The sequence below is a fragment of the Streptomyces sp. NPDC037271 genome (assembly GCF_055603605.1).
The window spans coordinates 48,926-63,573 of record NZ_JBVJVN010000003.1; the positions used below are offsets into that span (position 1 = coordinate 48,926).

Annotated in this window: 16 protein-coding genes; 5 read left to right on the forward strand and 11 right to left on the reverse strand. The window is 72.1% G+C overall.

Going from position 1 to position 14,648, the window contains the following annotated elements; all coding sequences use genetic code 11:
- Positions 1–465: 465 nt before the first annotated feature.
- The 4 genes from ACZ7G3_RS08025 to ACZ7G3_RS08040 all read right to left on the reverse strand — a co-directional run bounded on the left by ACZ7G3_RS08025 (position 466) and on the right by ACZ7G3_RS08040 (position 3,569).
- Positions 466–1,428 (reverse strand): electron transfer flavoprotein subunit alpha/FixB family protein, encoded by a 963-nt coding sequence (locus ACZ7G3_RS08025; RefSeq protein ID WP_426602247.1) that lies wholly within the window; start codon positions 1,426–1,428, stop codon positions 466–468.
- 85 nt (positions 1,429–1,513) lie between these two features.
- Positions 1,514–2,311 carry an electron transfer flavoprotein subunit beta/FixA family protein gene (locus tag ACZ7G3_RS08030; RefSeq protein ID WP_470924061.1) on the reverse strand — a complete coding sequence of 266 codons (798 nt, stop codon included), beginning with the start codon at positions 2,309–2,311 and terminating at the stop codon, positions 1,514–1,516.
- Positions 2,312–2,532: 221 nt separating this feature from the next.
- Entirely contained in the window at positions 2,533–3,042 is a 510-nt protein-coding gene (locus tag ACZ7G3_RS08035) for a flavin reductase family protein (RefSeq protein ID WP_426602245.1), read from the reverse strand.
- A gap of 146 nt (positions 3,043–3,188) precedes the next feature.
- Positions 3,189–3,569, reverse strand: coding sequence for a thioredoxin family protein (locus tag ACZ7G3_RS08040; protein WP_470924064.1), 381 nt, complete (start codon positions 3,567–3,569; stop codon positions 3,189–3,191).
- Positions 3,570–3,868: 299 nt separating this feature from the next.
- Here ACZ7G3_RS08040 and ACZ7G3_RS08045 point away from each other — a divergent pair, with 299 nt between their 5' ends.
- A complete protein-coding gene (locus tag ACZ7G3_RS08045; protein WP_426602243.1) occupies positions 3,869–4,597 on the forward strand; it encodes a lysophospholipid acyltransferase family protein in 729 nt (242 codons plus the stop codon).
- Positions 4,598–4,618: 21 nt separating this feature from the next.
- Here ACZ7G3_RS08045 and ACZ7G3_RS08050 read toward each other — a convergent pair whose 3' ends face one another.
- The 4 genes from ACZ7G3_RS08050 to ACZ7G3_RS08065 all read right to left on the reverse strand — a co-directional run bounded on the left by ACZ7G3_RS08050 (position 4,619) and on the right by ACZ7G3_RS08065 (position 8,551).
- A complete protein-coding gene (locus ACZ7G3_RS08050) occupies positions 4,619–5,197 on the reverse strand; it encodes a transglutaminase domain-containing protein (RefSeq protein ID WP_426602242.1) in 579 nt (192 codons plus the stop codon).
- 86 nt (positions 5,198–5,283) lie between these two features.
- Positions 5,284–6,354 carry a threonine aldolase family protein gene (locus ACZ7G3_RS08055; RefSeq protein WP_426602241.1) on the reverse strand — a complete coding sequence of 357 codons (1,071 nt, stop codon included), beginning with the start codon at positions 6,352–6,354 and terminating at the stop codon, positions 5,284–5,286.
- Positions 6,351–7,097, reverse strand: coding sequence for an SDR family NAD(P)-dependent oxidoreductase (locus tag ACZ7G3_RS08060; protein ID WP_470924066.1), 747 nt, complete (start codon positions 7,095–7,097; stop codon positions 6,351–6,353). The genes ACZ7G3_RS08055 and ACZ7G3_RS08060 overlap by 4 nt, the downstream gene beginning before the upstream one ends.
- 56 nt (positions 7,098–7,153) lie before the next feature.
- Positions 7,154–8,551, reverse strand: coding sequence for a DUF6421 family protein (locus ACZ7G3_RS08065; protein WP_470924068.1), 1,398 nt, complete (start codon positions 8,549–8,551; stop codon positions 7,154–7,156).
- 228 nt (positions 8,552–8,779) lie between these two features.
- On the opposite strand from ACZ7G3_RS08065, the gene ACZ7G3_RS08070 reads away from it, so the two are divergent.
- On the forward strand, positions 8,780–9,463 hold the full coding sequence (locus ACZ7G3_RS08070) for a glycerophosphodiester phosphodiesterase (protein WP_426602238.1): 684 nt from the start codon (positions 8,780–8,782) through the stop codon (positions 9,461–9,463).
- A 19-nt stretch (positions 9,464–9,482) separates the two neighbouring features.
- Here ACZ7G3_RS08070 and ACZ7G3_RS08075 read toward each other — a convergent pair whose 3' ends face one another.
- On the reverse strand, positions 9,483–10,022 hold the full coding sequence (locus ACZ7G3_RS08075; protein ID WP_470924072.1) for a GNAT family N-acetyltransferase: 540 nt from the start codon (positions 10,020–10,022) through the stop codon (positions 9,483–9,485).
- A gap of 119 nt (positions 10,023–10,141) precedes the next feature.
- Here ACZ7G3_RS08075 and ACZ7G3_RS08080 point away from each other — a divergent pair, with 119 nt between their 5' ends.
- Together ACZ7G3_RS08080 and ACZ7G3_RS08085 are read left to right on the forward strand one after the other, a co-directional pair.
- Complete coding sequence (locus ACZ7G3_RS08080; RefSeq protein ID WP_470924074.1) at positions 10,142–10,534, forward strand: VOC family protein; 393 nt, start codon at positions 10,142–10,144, stop codon at positions 10,532–10,534.
- A gap of 96 nt (positions 10,535–10,630) precedes the next feature.
- Positions 10,631–11,395, forward strand: coding sequence for a VOC family protein (locus tag ACZ7G3_RS08085; protein WP_470924076.1), 765 nt, complete (start codon positions 10,631–10,633; stop codon positions 11,393–11,395).
- Between the two features lie 127 nt (positions 11,396–11,522).
- On the opposite strand, the gene ACZ7G3_RS08090 is transcribed toward ACZ7G3_RS08085, so the two are convergent.
- Positions 11,523–12,080, reverse strand: coding sequence for a MarR family winged helix-turn-helix transcriptional regulator (locus ACZ7G3_RS08090; RefSeq protein ID WP_426602234.1), 558 nt, complete (start codon positions 12,078–12,080; stop codon positions 11,523–11,525).
- The gene (locus ACZ7G3_RS08095; RefSeq protein WP_470924078.1) at positions 12,077–13,765 is read right to left on the reverse strand and encodes an FUSC family protein; all 1,689 of its coding nucleotides are present in this window, start codon (positions 13,763–13,765) and stop codon (positions 12,077–12,079) included. Before ACZ7G3_RS08095 ends, ACZ7G3_RS08090 begins: the two co-directional genes overlap by 4 nt.
- Before the next feature lie 189 nt (positions 13,766–13,954).
- Here ACZ7G3_RS08095 and ACZ7G3_RS08100 point away from each other — a divergent pair, with 189 nt between their 5' ends.
- Positions 13,955–14,533, forward strand: coding sequence for a DUF5134 domain-containing protein (locus ACZ7G3_RS08100; protein ID WP_470924080.1), 579 nt, complete (start codon positions 13,955–13,957; stop codon positions 14,531–14,533).
- Positions 14,534–14,648: the final 115 nt, after the last annotated feature.

Here is a 14,648-nt window from a genome sequence, read left to right on the forward strand (position 1 = left end):
CAATTCGAGGGCAGGCTCTTCTCGGCCCGGCGGGGCCGAGTGCCGCGAAGCGGCTGGTGCGGGTGCGGGTGCGGGGTACGCCGACGGGGTGGACGTCGATGCGGGCGAGGCTGATCGCGGCGCCGGTGAGCTGGAGCTGGAGGCCGGCTTTCGCGAGGCCGCGGTAGCGGGGTCTGCGCGCAGGCCGCAGCATTGGACGCCCTGGGCGACGGCGCCCTCGGCTCCCGCGCGGGTTTCCGCAGCGCTCCTTCCAGGTGTCGGTGTCCTGCTCGGCGTGGGCAGCCGGGATCTCCCCCAGATGCCTACGGCCGCACAGCCGTCCGCACCCACCCCCATACGACAACGCCGGCCTTCAAGACCACGACCGGGTCTTGAAGGCCGGCGTCACGCCAGGCCCTCGAATTCGTCCACGGCATCCACGGACGGCCGCGGGGGCCTCGGCCGGAGCCGTGCGGCGCGGAACGCTCAGCCCTTGCGGGACTTCACTTCCTCGGTGAGCTGCGGGACGACGTCGAAGAGGTCGCCGACGACGCCGTAGTCGACCAGCTCGAAGATCGGGGCCTCGGCGTCCTTGTTGATCGCCACGATCGTCTTCGAGGTCTGCATGCCCGCGCGGTGCTGGATCGCGCCGGAGATACCGGAGGCGATGTACAGCTGCGGCGAGACGGACTTGCCGGTCTGGCCGACCTGGCTGGTGTGCGGGTACCAGCCGGCGTCCACCGCGGCGCGCGAGGCACCGACGGCCGCGCCGAGCGAGTCGGCCAGGGCCTCGATGATCGCGAAGTTCTCCGCGCCGTTGACGCCACGGCCGCCGGAGACGACGATCGCGGCCTCGGTCAGCTCCGGACGGCCGGTCGACTCGCGCGGCGTGCGCGAGGTGACCTTGGTGCCGGTCGCGGCGGCGGAGAAGGACACCGACAGGGCTTCGACCGCACCGGCGGCCGGGGCCGGCTCGACGGCCGCGCTGTTCGGCTTCACCGTGATGACCGGGGTGCCCTTGGAGACGCGGGACTTGGTGGTGAAGGCGGCGGCGAACACCGACTGGGTGGCCACCGGGCCCTCGTCGCCGGCCTCCAGGTCGACGGCGTCGGTGATGATGCCGGAGCCCAGGCGCAGCGCCAGGCGGGCGGCGATCTCCTTGCCCTCGGCGGAGGACGGGACCAGCACGGCGGCCGGGGAGACGGCCTCGACGGCTGCCTGGAGGGCGTCCACCTTCGGCACGACCAGGTAGTCGGCGTACTCGGCGGCCTCACTGGTGAGGACCTTGACCGCGCCGTGCTCGGCGAGCGCGGCGGCGGTGTCGGCGGCGCCGTTGCCGAGGGCCACGGCGACCGGCTCGCCGATACGGCGGGCGAGGGTCAGCAGCTCCAGGGTGGGCTTGCGGACGGCACCGTCCACGTGGTCGACGTAGACGAGAACTTCAGCCATGGGACTTCTTCTCTCCTGCTTGCGAGATGTGAGGGGCGGTCGGCGAATCCGGAGCTCAGATGAACTTCTGGCCCGCGAGGCTGCGTCACACGAACTTTCGCTCCGCGAGGAAGGCGGCGAGCTGCTTGCCGCCCTCGCCCTCGTCCTTGACGATCGTGCCCGCGGTGCGCGCCGGGCGCTCCGCCGCCGAGTCGACGACCGTGTAGGCGTTCTCCAGGCCGACCTCGTCCTCGTCGATGTCGAGGTCGGACAGGTCCCAGGACTGAACCGGCTTCTTCTTGGCCGCCATGATGCCCTTGAAGGAGGGGTAACGCGCCTCGCCGGACTGGTCGGTGACCGAGACGACGGCCGGCAGGGAGGCCTCCAGCTGCTCGGTGGCGGCGTCGCCGTCGCGGCGGCCCTTGACCGTGCCGTCCTCGACGGAGACCTCGGACAGCAGCGTCACCTGCGGCACGCCCAGGCGCTCCGCGAGCAGCGCCGGGACGACGCCCATGGCGCCGTCGGTGGAGGCCATGCCGGAGATCACCAGGTCGTAGCCGGCCTTCTCGATCGCCTTGGCCAGGACCAGGGAGGTGCCGATGGCGTCGGTGCCGTGCAGGTCGTCGTCCTCGACGTGGATCGCCTTGTCCGCGCCCATGGACAGCGCCTTGCGCAGCGCGTCCTTCGCGTCCTCCGGACCCACCGTCAGGACGGTGATCTCCACGTCGTCGCCTGCTTCCTGGCGTGCTTCCGAGATCTGCAGCGCCTGCTCGACCGCGTACTCGTCCAGCTCGGAGAGCAGACCGTCGACGTCGTCGCGGTCGACGGTCAGGTCATCGGCGAAGTGCCGGTCGCCAGTGGCGTCGGGCACGTACTTCACAGTGACAACGATCCTCAAGCTCACGCCGGCTCTCCTACTGCGTCGACATTTCAGTGCTGCCTCTTGCAGGCAGCATAGGCGCCCCAAGCGGCCGATCCCGGGCGGGGCGACCTGCGCTCCACGCCGGAATATTACTCGTCAGTACACCCAGTTCTTTCCCGCTAAGCAAGCGCTTTGAACTGTGACCTTCGCAACGCAGCGTAACCGGAACCCGACGGTTCCGCAGAAGCGGTCCCGGCGACCGGTCAGTCACGCAGTCCGTTGTAACGCCCCTGGTGGTACAGGAGAGGGCGGCCGGCGCCCGCGGAGTCGCCGAGGAGAACCTCCGCCACCACGATGCGGTGGTCCCCCGCGGGCACGCGGCCGACGACCCGGCACACGAGCCAGGCGAGGACGCCGTCCAGCACGGGCACGCCCTCGGGGCCGTCGCGCCACGCGGTGGGCGCGGCGAAGCGGTCGGCGCCGCTGCGGGCGAAGGTGGACGCGAGGTCCTGCTGGTGCTCGCCGAGCAGGTGGACGCCGACGTGCTCGGCCGCGGACACCGTGGGCCAGCTGGAGGAACCGGAGCCGATGCCGAAGGAGAGCAGCGGCGGCTCGGCGGAGACGGAGGCGAGGGACGTGGCCGTGAAACCGACCGGGCCCGCGTCACCGCGCGCGGTGATCACGGCGACCCCCGCGGCGTGCCGCCGGAAGACGGACCGCAGCAGGTCGGAGGTGGCGAGCCGCGGCGCGGCGAGGTCGGGTGTGGCCGTCATGGGGGATGTCCTTCTGCGTTGCGCCTCGGCCCGGGGAGAGGGGAGCGAAGGCATACGGGCAGGCTGACGACGGGGGGCGGACATAGTCAAATACGTCCCGGGACGTGGAGGCTGTGGAGAAGGCCTCACCGGCGGCGTGGCGGTTCTCACACCGCCTCGCCCAGTGCGGCGATCACGTCCGCTTTGCGCGGCTGCCCGACGGCGCGCCGCACGACGCGTCCGCCGGCGTCGAGCACCAGCACCGTCGGGGTGCTGGGCACGTCGAGGGCGCGGACGAGCTCGAGGCGGGCCTCGGCGTCGATCTCGACATGGGCGACGCCGGGGACCATGCCGGCCACCTCCGCCAGGATCCGACGGGTGGCCCGGCAGGGCGCGCAGAAGGCGCTGGAGAACTGCACGAGCGTGGCGCGGGCGCCGAGTTCGGCATCGAGGTCGGCTGCATCGAGCCGCGAGCCGGACGGGTCGAGCCGCCTGTCTTCACCCTGCTCGCGCACCCGCGTGCCTCCGTTCCGCCGCCTGAGCGGCATTCATGAGCGCGCGTCAGCGCGCGCCACAGCCCGGTCCGGACCACCCCGCGCCTTGCCCGGTCCGGCCCAGTCGTCCCCACGTGCAGCGCTCAGGGGGCGGCGAAGATTCCCGGCTCGCCGTCGCGTTTCGGCCACGACCCGGCCGGTGACGTGATGAGGATCTCGCCACGGGCGGGCACCAAGGCTGGTACACCGGCCGTTCTTGGGGCACGATCTGCGACAAGCCGTAAACCTACGGCTGCGTAACTTTCGGCTGGGAGTCCCCTTCCCAGGCTGACAAGGAAGGGTCCGACCCGCCCATGGCAGAACTCGCCTACCGCCCGGCCATCGGTCTCGCCCGCACCCTCTTCAAGGTGTGGGACCTCAAGATCGACTGCCAGGGTTCGGAGAACATCCCGCGCGCGGGCGGCGCCGTGCTGGTGAGCAACCACATCAGCTACCTGGACTTCATCTTCGACGGCCTGGCGGCACTGCCCCAGAAGCGGCTGGTGCGCTTCATGGCGAAGGAGTCGGTCTTCCGGCACCGGATCTCCGGTCCGCTGATGCGCAACATGAAGCACATCCCGGTGGACCGCAAGCAGGGCGAGGCGGCGTACGCGCACGCCTTGGACTCACTGCGGTCCGGTGAGATCGTCGGGGTCTTCCCCGAGGCGACGATCTCCGAGTCGTTCACCCTCAAGAGTTTCAAGTCGGGCGCCGCGCGCCTGGCGCAGGAGGCGGGGGTCCCGCTGATCCCGATGGCGGTGTGGGGCACCCAGCGGCTGTGGACCAAGGGCCACCCGCGCAACTTCAAGCGCAGCCACATCCCGGTCACGATCCGGGTCGGCGAGGCGATGGAGGCATCCCGCGAGCAGTACGCGGGCGCCCTCACCCGCCGGGTGCGCGAGCGGGTGCAGGAACTGCTGGAGGCCGCGCAGCGCGCCTACCCGGTGCGCCCCAAGGGGGCGGACGACACCTGGTGGATGCCGGCCCATCTCGGCGGCACCGCCCCGACCCAGGAGCAGCTGCGCACGGCCGAGGCGCGCTGACCCCGGCCGGGGCGGCTCCTCCTACGACGGCAGCGCGGGCGGCAGCGTCGCCCACAGGTGGGAGCGGTCGGTGGCCGCCCGCAGGGCATCGAGCACGACCGGGTGCGGTGCGGCGTACAGGTCCGGGTAGTCCGCCTCGCCGGCCGCGGTGTCCGGCGTGAAGGCCAGCTGTTCCCGGTCCAGGGAGAAGCGGGCGTCCACACCGGGCTTGTTGCCGCGCGGGTCCTGACGGTGCCAGGCGCCGTTGAACCGTACGGCGACCAGCCCGTGCACCACGTCGAACCGCTGGTAGCACAGAGCTGTCGGGATGTCCTCGGCCCGCAGCAGCGCGGCCAGCGCGTGGGCCTTGGCGTAGCAGATGCCGGTGCGCTGCTCCAGGACGTCCGAGGCGCGCCAGGTGACGCGTGGGTCTCCGGAGTCCTGGGAGTGCGGGATGGTGTCGCGCACGAACTCGAAGGCCAGCCGCGCATAGGCATACGAGTCCTCCGCCTCCTTGGCGAGCCGCCCCGCCACCTCCCGTACCCGCGGGTGGTCGTGGTCGATGACCTCGTCGGCGGCCAAGTAGGCGGACAGGTCAGGGGTCTTCTGGATCAGCTCCATGCTTGCAGAGCATAGGAACGCGATCACCCACCAGTCAATGACTTTTCAGGTGATCGCATACCTATGCATGACCCGGGAGGCCGCGGTCAGCGCGCCATCTCCTCCTTGAGGGCGGCGACGAAGGCGTCGACGTCGTCCTCGGTGGTGTCGAAGGCGCACATCCAGCGCACGTCGCCGGCGGCCTCGTCCCAGAAGTAGAAGCGGAACCGCTTCTGCAGGCGCTCGCCCACCTCGTGCGGCAGCCGGGCGAAGACGGCGTTGGCCTGCACCGGGTAGAGGATCTCCACACCGTGCACGGCGCGCACGCCCTCGGCGAGGCGCTGGGCCATCTCGTTGGAGTGGCGGGCGTTGCGCAGCCACAGGTCCTTGGCGAGCAGCGCCTCCAGCTGCACCGACACGAAGCGCATCTTGGAGGCGAGCTGCATGGACAGCTTGCGCAGGTGCTTCATGTGGCGCACGGCGTCCTGGTTCAGGACCACGACCGCCTCGCCGAACAGGGCGCCGTTCTTGGTGCCGCCGAGCGAGAGGAGGTCGACGCCGACCGCGTTGGTGAACGTGCGCATGGGCACGTCCAGGGATGCGGCGGCGTTGGCTATCCGGGAGCCGTCCAGGTGCACCCTCATGCCGTGCGCGTGGGCGTGCTCGCAGATGGCGCGGATCTCGTCCGGCGTGTACAGCGTGCCCAGCTCGGTGCTCTGGGTGATCGAGACGACCTGCGGCATCGCGCGGTGCTCGTCGTCCCAGCCGTACGCCTGCCGGTCGATCAGGTCGGGCGTGAGCTTGCCGTCGGGGGTGGGGACGGTGAGCAGCTTGAGGCCGCCCATGCGCTCGGGGGCGCCGCCCTCGTCGACGTTGATGTGCGCGCTCTCGGCGCAGATCACCGCGCCCCAGCGGTCGGTGACCGCCTGGAGCGCGACGACGTTGGCGCCGGTGCCGTTGAAGACCGGGAACGCCTCGGCGCCGGAGCCGAAGTGGCTGCGGATCACCCGCTGGAGGTTCTCGGTGTACTCGTCCTCGCCGTACGCGACCTGGTGCCCGCCGTTGGCCAGGGCCAGGGCAGCGAGCACCTCGGGGTGCGCGCCGGCGTAGTTGTCACTGGCGAAACCCCGGACCTCGGGGTCGTGGTGGCGACGCGCGTCGGTCTTCGGGGGGTTCACGGCTTCTCGGTCAGCCACAGACGGTTTCCGTTCACTTCCGCGGCGGGCTTCTCCCAGACTCCGGCGACCGCCTCGGCCAGGTCCTTGACGTCCGTGAAGCCCGCGAACTTCGCGTTGGGGCGCTCGGCGCGCATCGCGTCGTGCACCAACGCCTTGACCACCAGGATCGCAGCAGCGGACGTCGGTCCCTGCTCGCCCCCCGCCTTGCGGAAGTAGTCCGCCATGGCCAGCGTCCACGCCTCGGCGGCGGCCTTGGCGGCCGAGTAGGCGGCGTTGCCCGCGGTGGGGTTGCTCGCGCCGGCCGCGCTGATCAGGACGTAGCGGCCGCGGTCGCTGCGCTGGAGCACTTCGTGGAAGGCTAGGGAGGTGTGCTGGACGGTGCGGATCAGCAGCTTCTCCAGCAGGTCCCAGTCGCCGAGGTCGGTCTTGGTGAAGGTCTGGCTGCCGCGCCAGCCGCCGACGAGGTGGACCAGGCCGTCGACCCGTCCGAAGTCCTTCTCGATGCGGTCGGCCCAGGCTCGGGTGGTGTCGAGGTCGAGCAGGTCGACCTTCTCGCCGGTGACCGCGGCACCGCCGTGCGCGTAGCGCGCCGCGTCGACCGCCTCCGCCAGCCGCTCCGGGTCGTTGTCCGAGCCGACGACCGTCGCACCCGCCTCGGCGAGCCGCAGCAGCGCGGCCCGTCCGGCGGGCCCGCCCGCCCCGGCCACCGCGATCACCGCGCCGTCGAGCGCCCCGTTCCCCATGGTCCTCGCCTCCCCAGCCTGTTGCCGTGCCTGTTCCTGCCCGCCGGTGCCGTCGCTCACGCGGCGGCCCGCTCGGCGCCGTCTCTGGTGATGCCCCGGGTCGACGCGATGACGTTCTTGAGCTTCTTGGACAGGGCCTCATAGAACATGCTCAGCGGAAACTCGTCCGGAAGCACGTCGTCGACGAGTTTGCGCGGCGGCAGGGTCAGGTCCAGGGCGTCGGGGCCCTTGGCCCACTTCGAGCCCGGGTGCGGGGCGAGGTAGGTGGAGACCAGCTCGTACCCGGCGAACCAATGCACGATCTTGGGTCGGTCGATGCCGTCCCGGTACAGCTTCTCGATCTCGGCGCACAGCTGGTTGGTGACCTGCGGGGCGCGCTGCCAGTCGATGAAGAGCTTGTTGTCGGTCCAGCGCACGACGTCGTGCTTGTGCAGGTAGGCGAAGAGGAGCTGCCCGCCCAGACCGTCGTAGTTGCGCACGCGCTCACCGGTGACCGGGAAGCGGAACATCCGGTCGAAGAGGACCGCGTACTGCACGTCGCGGGCCTGCGGGACGCCGTCGTCCGCCAGCTTCACGGCCTCCTTGAAGGCGGTGAGGTCGCAGCGCAGCTCCTCCAGGCCGTACATCCAGAACGGCTGGCGCTGCTTGATCATGAACGGGTCGAAGGGCAGGTCGCCGTGGCTGTGGGTGCGGTCGTGGACCATGTCCCACAGGACGAAGGCCTCCTCGCAGCGCTTCTGGTCGTGGACCATCGCGGCGACGTCCTCGGGCAGTTCCAGGCCCAGGATGCCGACGGCGGCCTCGGTGACGCGGCGGAAGCGGGCGGCCTCGCGGTCGCAGAAGATGCCGCCCCAGGAGAAGCGCTCGGGCGCCTCGCGCACGGCGATGGTCTCCGGGAAGAGGACGGCCGAGTTGGTGTCGTAGCCGGCCGTGAAGTCCTCGAAGGTGATGCCGCAGAACAGCGGGTTGTCGTAGCGGGTGCGCTCCAGTTCGGCCAGCCAGTCGGGCCAGACCATGCGCAGCACGACCGCTTCGAGGTTGCGGTCGGGGTTGCCGTTCTGCGTGTACATCGGGAAGACGACCAGGTGCTGGAGGCCGTCCGCGCGGTTCGCGGCGGGCTGGAAGGCCAGCAGCGAGTCGAGGAAGTCGGGCACCTGGAAGCCGTCGTCGGCCCAGCGGCCGAGGTCCTTCACCAGCGCCTCGTGGTAGGCGCGGTCGTGCGGGAGCAGCGGGGACAGCTCCTCGACGGCACCGGCGACGCGGCGTACGGCGTCCTCGGCGACGGCCCGCTCCGGGGCGCCCTCGGCGTCGAAGTCGATCGACCCGTCCTTGGACTGCCATGGCCGGATCCGCTCCACGGCATCCTTGAGCACGGGCCACGCCGGGTGCTCCACCACCCTGCTTGCCGGAGGAATGTTCCCCTCCGCACCCACCTGCACAAGAATTTCCGTCATGTCCCATCCTCCACAGGAGAAGCTCACGTCAGGACACCGTATGCATACGAGGTTTCTCCCAGCAAGGGGGGCCTCCGTAAATTATCCTGCCCGACCCGGCCGTTCACCGCATTTTTTCCTGCGGGATGGGGGACTCCGTATACCAGGCGCGGCAGAGGGGAAACGGTCCCGCAGGGCCGTTAGGCTGCGCCCCTGATATCGCCGCCGTCGACGGAAGCGAGTCGAGCCTTGAACTTCCTCACCATCGGTCACCGCGGAGTGATGGGTGTCGAACCCGAGAACACCCTGCGTTCCTTCGTCGCCGCCGAGCAGGCCGGCCTCGACGTCGTCGAACTGGACCTGCACCTGAGCAAGGACGGCGCGCTCGTCGTCATGCACGACGCGGACGTGGACCGCACCACCGACGGCACGGGCGCGATCGCCGAGCAGACCCTCGAGGAGCTGCGCGCGCTGGACGCGGGCCGCGGCGAGCGGGTCCCGGTCTTCGAGGAGGTGCTGGACTCCGTGTCGGTGCCGTTGCAGGCCGAGATCAAGGACGCGGCGGCCGCGCGGGCGCTCGCCGAGGTGATGCTCCGGCGGGACCTGGTGGACCGGGTGGAGGTGATCTCGTTCCACGACGAGGCCATCGTCGAGATCGCCGGGCTGGTGCCGGGGGTGCGGACCGCGCTGGTCGCCCAGTACTACGGCCCCGAGGTCGTGGACCGTGCCGTGGCGGCCGGGGCCGGGACCCTGTGCCTGGACATCAACCGGATCACGCTGGAGATCGTGGAGCGGGCCCGCAAGGCGGGCCTGCGGGTCTTCTGCTGGACGGTGAACACCCAGGACCATCTGCGGCTGGTGCGCGCCCTGGGCCTGGACGGTGCCACGACCGACTACCCGGAGATCAAACGCACCGGCCGCTTCACCGCGTGAGCCCCACGGCGGACCGACGTCAGACCAGCGGTTTGACCAGCAGCTCGAAGCGAAGGTCGTCGCGCTGCGGGATGCCGAAGCGCTCGTCGCCGTACGGGAACGGGGTCGTCTCTCCCGTACGGCGGTAGCCGCGGCGCTCGTACCAGGCGATGAGATCCTCGCGTACGGAGATCACGGTCATGTGCATCTCCGTCACCCCCCACGCCTGGCGGGCCTGCCGCTCCGCCTCCGCGATGACCGCCTTGCCCAGGCCCGCGCCCTGGAGCGCCGGGCTGACGGCGAACATCCCGAAGTAGGCGTGCTCGCCTCGGTGCTCCAGCCGGCAGCAGGCCACGATCCCGCCGTCCCGCTCGACGGTCAGCAGGCGGCTGTCCGGTGCCTTGACGACCTCCAGCACGCCCTGCGGGTCCGTCCGCCGGCCGTGGAGGATGTCCGCCTCGGTGGTCCACCCGGCCCGGCTGGACTCCCCGCGGTACGCGGACTCTATGAGCGCGACGATCTCGTCCACGTCCGCGTCGGTGGCGTCGCGGTAGGTCAGCGGGCTGGCGGCGGTGTCCATGTGGTGCGGTCTCCGGTTCGTTCTCGACGGTTCGTTTCCGGCGGTTCGCTGCCGGCGGTTCGTTCTCGGGCGCGGCGCGGGCACCGATGAGAGTAACGCTGCCAGTAGTCTCGGGGCGCATGGTGCATGTACTCAGCAGCCGGATCCTGCTCCGCCCCACCGACCCCGACCGCTCCCGCGCCTTCTACGGCGAGCAGCTGGGCCTCGCCGTCCACCGGGAGTTCGGCACGGGGCCCGAGCGGGGCACCGTCTACTTCCTCGGCGGCGGCTTCCTGGAGGTCTCCGGCCGCTCCGAAGAGCCCCTCTCCCCCGCGCTGAAGCTGTGGCTCCAGGTGGAGGACGCGACGGCGGCCCACGACGAACTGCGCGCGAAGGGGGTCGAGATCGTCCGGCCTCCGGTCCAGGAGCCGTGGGGACTGGTGGAGATGTGGATCGCGGACCCGGACGGCACCCGGATCGTGCTGGTGGAGGTGCCCGCGGACCATCCGCTGCGGTACCGGCCCGGGATCTGACCCGGGACGGTAGGTGCCGGATGGCCGCGTTCCGGAGGCGGCCGTAGCGTGCTCGAAGGGGGACGGACGGTCTGCGGCTCAGCGGAAGGACGCCCGATGAAGCTTCACGAACCGGTGACCGGCGGGCCCTGCTGGGCCGAGCTGGGGACCAGCGGTCCGGCAGCGGCCAAGCGGTTCTACACCAAGCTGTTCGGCTGGCGTCCCGAGACGGACTCCCGGCAGCAGGCGGGCGGCTACACCATCGCCCGCCTCGGCGAGGCGGCGGTCGCCGCCCTGACCCCGCTGTACCGGCAGGCGCAGCCGGTCGCGTGGAACGTGTCGTTCGCCGTGCGCGACGCGGACGCCGTCGTGCGGCAGGTGGCGGCGGCCGGCGGGGCGGTCCTGCAGGGCCCCACGGACGTCTTCGACGCGGGCCGGTTCGTGGTGGCCGCCGATCCGACCGGTGCGGTGTTCCAGCTGTGGCAGGGACGCTCGTTCCCGGGAGCCGGAGTTTTCAACGTCCCCGGCTCGCTGGGCTGGGTGGAGTTGCTGACGCGCGAGCCCGACCGGGCCGCCGACTTCTACACCACGGTGTTCGGCTGGAGCGTCACCCCCTCGGACCGCTACCCGCAGTGGGGGATCGACGGGGCGGACTTCGGCGGCATGGTGACGATGGACGACAAGTTCCCGCACGAAGTGCCGGCGCACTGGCTGCCGTACTTCGCGGTGGCGGACGTGGACACCACCGCGGTCGACACCACCGACGGTGGCGGCACCGTGCTCATGGAACCCACGTCGCCTCCCGACGGCCCACGCATCGCGGTGCTGCGGGATCCGCAGGGCGCGATGTTCGGCGTGTACCGGGTGGGCGACGAACGCTGAGACTCGGTCCCGTCCGCCCGGGCGCCGGCTTCGGGCCGGCGCCGAGGAGGCGAGCGCCCGGACCGTGGACGCCGACGCGAGGCGGGCGGCGACGCACCGCGCTCCGGGTACCGGACCGCGCCGGAGGTCAGATCCGCAGGGCGTCCAGGCGGCCCTCCAGTCTGCCCAGCAGTGCCCCGAGGAGCGCGGCCAGCGCGTCCTGCTCGGGGCCGCCGACGCCGGACAGGACGGCGGACTCGTAGGCGAGCTGTTCGGGCAGGATGCCGTCGACGAGGTCACGCCCGGCGTCCGTGAGGCGGACGTGGGCGACCCGGCGGTCGCGGGTGTCGCCGCGCCGCTCCACCAGTCCGCGTTCGGTGAGCTGCTTGAGGCGCTTGGTGACGGCGGCACCGGAGGAGAAGGTCTCGCGGGCCAGGTCGCCGGGGGTCAGCTCGTGCCCGGTGCGGCGCAGGGCGCCGAGCAGGTCGAACTCGGAGCGGCTGAGGCCGGCCCTGCGCAGCGGGGCGTCCTCGGCCTGCTGGAGGAGGGCGGCGCAGCGGTTGATGCGGCCGATGATCTCCATCGGGCCGGTGTCCAGGTCGGGGTGGACGGCCCGCCACTGCCTCACGACCGCGGCGACGGTGTCACCGCCCGGTCCGCCTCTCTCGTCGCCCTCGGTCGCCGAGCCCCCGTCGGTTGCGGTCATGGCCGTACGTCCTCCGTTCTCGTGCCCGTCTCCCGGTCCGGACGCGCTGCCTGGCGTCGCACCGTTGCGGCGAGCGTACGGTGTCCTGACTGCTCGGCGAGCACGACCCTCTCCTGGGGCAGGGCGCGCCCCCACCATTCGCCGGCCGCCGCGTCGACGGTGGCCCGCAGGTCGGTCAGTGCGGCGGCCAGGCCCCGGCGGGCGGCCTCCAGGGCGCCGGGGGCGGGGGCGGACTCCGCCAGGAGGCGGGCGGCGCGTTCCCGGGCGCGGTCGGCCGCGGTCACCGCCTGTTCGACGCGGTTCCCGGCGCGCCGGTTGGTGACGGCGACGGCGGCCAGGAAGCCGACCAGGGCGCCGACGAGGGTGTCCACCACCCGCTCGGTGATCAGCTCACCGGGTGTCTGGTAGCCGGCGAACTCGGTGATGAGCAGCGCCATCGGGGTGACACAGACGCTGCCGAGCCAGTAGTTGCGGGTGATGAGCGCCTCGGCGCCGAAGTTGAGGGCGAGGCAGAGCAGGACGAGGAGGGCCTGCCCGAGGTGGGCGAGCGGTGTGATGGCGGCGAACAGCAGCACCCCGGCGATGTTGCCGACGACGCGCTGGACGGCACGGCTCCAGGTGAGCGCCAAGTTGGCCTGGTAGAGCGCGGCGGCGGTGACCAGGGCCCAGTAGGGGCGGCCGATACCGAGGGCGAGGGAGGCGTAGCCGGCCAGGGCGCAGCCGAGGGCGGTGCGGGCGGCGATCGGGGCCAGCGGGCCGAGCCGCTGCCACAGGGGGGTGGGGCGGGCGGCGAGTTCGGCGTCCACGCCGAGGAGTTCGTCGGCGGCCCCCTGGGTGGTGCCGGTGCGGGGGATCCGGCCGGTGCCGCGCAGGGCGCGGGCCCAGGCGCGCAGCCGCTCCGGGTCCGTGTCGGCGGGCGCGGCGAGCGCGACCTCGGCGCGGACGACGAGGTGTTCCAGGGCGTGCCGGGTGGTGGCGCGGGTGCCCGTCGCGGGGAGGGACAGCAGCGTCTGCCAGGCGGCCTGCACGGCGGCGTACCCGGCGGCGCGGGCGGGGCTGTGGCCGTCGCCGGTGCCGCGGGTGTCGGCGTACGCGGCGGCGGCGTTCAGGGCCTGGGCGGTGGCGCGGCGTTCCGGGCCGTGCGGGCGGACCAGGGCGGGTGCCATGCCGACGAGCCAGGCCCAGCCGCCCGCGGCGGCGGCCAGCGCCAGGTGTCCGGGGAGCTGGCCGAAGGTCTGCGGGACGAACAGGGCGGCGGAGCTGATGAAGGTCAGGACCACGTTGCCCGGGGGGCCGACTCGGGTGGCGTCGCACAGTGCCTTCTGCACGGCGGCGAGCAGGGCGCCGACGGTGACGAGGACGACGGCGTTCCGCGTGAGCGAGGCGGTGACCAGGGCGACGGCGACGCCGCCGAGCATGCCGAGCACCACCCATGCCAGGGTGCGGGCCCGGGCGGCGTAGGGGCGGTTGTGGGCGTAGAGCGCGCACAGGGACCCGGCCATGGTGTACATCGCCAGGTCGAGCCGGCCTAGCGCCAGCAGGATCAGGTTGGGCGGGGCGACGGCGGCGACCGAACTCAGGGCGGGTTTGAACCAGATCTCGGAGGGCCGGCGCAGGCGCAGCACGCCGGTCAGGGACAGACGTCGGCCGAGTGGGGTGCCGGTGGTGGGGGTCGCACTGCTCATACGAATAACCTTAACAGGTGTTTTACTCGTAAAGGACTCCTTCGGGTGTGACGTCGATCCGGCCACCCACCAGGTGCGGCGCCCCGCGCTCCCCCGAATACCCCCCGTGTACTCCCTTGCGCTCGCGTGCGCGCCGCACGGACCGGGCAGTCCTTGACCGACCGTCGAGCGCCGAGCGGGGAGGCACGTGTGCACGGACCGGCGTCGTCCGGCTGGTTGCTGGTCGCGCTCTGCGGGGCGACCGGCGCCTACTGCCTGCTGCGGATGCGCAGCAGCGTCGAGGAGCAGCGCCGCGCCGCGGGCGGCGAGGCCCTCATGGGGTTCGGCATGGCCGCCATGGCCGTGCCCACGGCGGTGTTCACCCCGCCCGGATGGGCGTGGCCCGGCTACGCGGTGGTGTTCGGCGCCACCGGCCTGCATGCCCTGTGGGCGGCCCGCTCCGGGCGCCACCATCTGCACCATGTCGTCGGGGCCGGGGCCATGGTCTACATGGCCGTGGCGATGACCGGCTCCCCCGCCCACGCCCACGCCCACGCCCACGGGCAGGGCACCTCTGGAATCCCCGTGCTGACCGGGAGTCTGCTGCTCTACTTCACCGGGTACGTGCTGCTGACCGGCGTACGCCTGATACCCGTCGCCGCCGTGTCCGGGGGCGGCCCGGGCACCGGGCGCAGCCTTGCGGCCGGGTGGGGCGACCGGCCGGAACTGGCGCGGGCCTGCCGGCTAGCCATGGGGATCGCGATGCTGGCCATGCTGCTGGCCATGTGACCACTGGATGGTCGCGCCACGTCGGCCATGGACCACCGGATGGTCTACCACGTCGGCCAGGTGACCACCGGCGGCCGCATCACGTCGGCCACGTGACCACCGGACGGTCGCACCA

Coding starts and splice junctions, on each gene's coding strand:
- ACZ7G3_RS08085 (WP_470924076.1), top strand. CDS start 10,631: ATGAAGCTTCACGAACCGGTGACCGGCGGGCCCTGCTGGGCCGAGCTG.
- ACZ7G3_RS08060 (WP_470924066.1), bottom strand. CDS start 7,097: ATGGGGAACGGGGCGCTCGACGGCGCGGTGATCGCGGTGGCCGGGGCG.
- ACZ7G3_RS08040 (WP_470924064.1), bottom strand. CDS start 3,569: ATGCCGCTCAGGCGGCGGAACGGAGGCACGCGGGTGCGCGAGCAGGGT.
- ACZ7G3_RS08090 (WP_426602234.1), bottom strand. CDS start 12,080: ATGACCGCAACCGACGGGGGCTCGGCGACCGAGGGCGACGAGAGAGGC.
- ACZ7G3_RS08095 (WP_470924078.1), bottom strand. CDS start 13,765: ATGAGCAGTGCGACCCCCACCACCGGCACCCCACTCGGCCGACGTCTG.
- ACZ7G3_RS08075 (WP_470924072.1), bottom strand. CDS start 10,022: ATGGACACCGCCGCCAGCCCGCTGACCTACCGCGACGCCACCGACGCG.
- ACZ7G3_RS08045 (WP_426602243.1), top strand. CDS start 3,869: ATGGCAGAACTCGCCTACCGCCCGGCCATCGGTCTCGCCCGCACCCTC.
- ACZ7G3_RS08025 (WP_426602247.1), bottom strand. CDS start 1,428: ATGGCTGAAGTTCTCGTCTACGTCGACCACGTGGACGGTGCCGTCCGC.
- ACZ7G3_RS08065 (WP_470924068.1), bottom strand. CDS start 8,551: ATGACGGAAATTCTTGTGCAGGTGGGTGCGGAGGGGAACATTCCTCCG.
- ACZ7G3_RS08035 (WP_426602245.1), bottom strand. CDS start 3,042: ATGACGGCCACACCCGACCTCGCCGCGCCGCGGCTCGCCACCTCCGAC.
- ACZ7G3_RS08080 (WP_470924074.1), top strand. CDS start 10,142: ATGGTGCATGTACTCAGCAGCCGGATCCTGCTCCGCCCCACCGACCCC.
- ACZ7G3_RS08050 (WP_426602242.1), bottom strand. CDS start 5,197: ATGGAGCTGATCCAGAAGACCCCTGACCTGTCCGCCTACTTGGCCGCC.